General features: G+C 65.6%; 1 protein-coding gene. It reads left to right on the forward strand.

The window, feature by feature from the left end; all coding sequences use genetic code 11:
* Nucleotides 1–1,041 (forward strand): RNA-guided endonuclease TnpB family protein (locus EV641_RS29100; RefSeq protein WP_132476978.1); only part of this gene is annotated, 1,041 nt, incomplete at its 5' end.
* Between the last annotated feature and the right edge of the window lie 94 nt (nt 1,042–1,135).

Genomic DNA, 1,135 nt, shown 5'->3' on the forward strand with positions numbered 1-1,135 from the left:
CGGCAGGACGCGTATGCGGCGGGGGTGAGGGTCTCGGACACCGACGTGCAACGGTGGGTGGTCACGCACGCGAAGATGCGGCCGGAGCGGGCATGGCTGGCCGAGGTCGCGTCGGTGGTGCTGGTGCAGGCCTGTCAGGATGCGCGGCGCGCGTATCGGAACTGGTTCGACTCGCTGTCCGGGAAGCGGAAGGGCCGCAAGATCGGTGCACCGAGGTTCCGGTCCCGCAAGGACAACCGGCAGACGATCCGGCTCACCCGCAACGGGTTCTCGCTGCGTTCGAGCGGCAAGTTGTATGTGGCGAAGGTCGGCGAGTTGAAGGTCGCGTGGTCGCGGGAGTTGCCGTCCGAGCCGTCGTCGGTGTCGATCAGCAAGGATGCGGCGGGTCGCTATTTCGCGTCGTTCGTGGTGGAGACCACCGACGAGCCGATGCCCGAACTCGACTCCGAGGTGGGCATCGACCTCGGGCTCACCACGTTCGCGGTCCTGTCGGACGGGAAGGTCATCGAGTCCCCGAAGTTCTTCCGTCGCGCCGAACGCAAACTGCGAAAAGCGCAGCAGAATCTGTCCCGCACGGAGAAGGGTTCGAAGAACCGGGCCAAGGCCCGAATCAAGGTCGCCAAAGCTCACGCGAGGGTGGCCGATGCCCGCAAAGACTGGGCGCACAGACAGTCCACGATGATCATCCGCGAGAATCAAGCGGTGTTCGTCGAGGATGTGTGTGTCGCGGGGCTGGCGCGGACGCGGTTGGCGAAGTCGGTGCACGATGCCGGGTGGGGGATGTTCACCCGGATGTTGGAGGAGAAGGCCGCCCGGTATGGGCGGGTGTTCGTGAAGGTGGATCGGTGGTTTCCGTCGTCGCAGCTGTGTTCGGTGTGTGGGGTGCGGGATGGCCGGAAGCCGTTGTCGGTGCGGGTGTGGACCTGCCTGGGGTGTGGTGTGGTCCACGATCGCGACCTGAATGCAGCACGAAATATCCTCGCCGCTGGACGGGCGGAGAGGCGAAACGCCTGTGGAGAGACGGTAAGTCTTCCTGCTTAGTGGGGAGCGCGGCTCTGTGAAACAGGAACCCACCGAGGCGGCACGGCGTGCTGCGGTAGGAATCCCGGTCGTTCACGGCCGGGAGGACGTCAAC

It is taken from the genome of Rhodococcus sp. SMB37 (assembly GCF_004345605.1).
Classification (GTDB): domain Bacteria; phylum Actinomycetota; class Actinomycetes; order Mycobacteriales; family Mycobacteriaceae; genus Rhodococcus.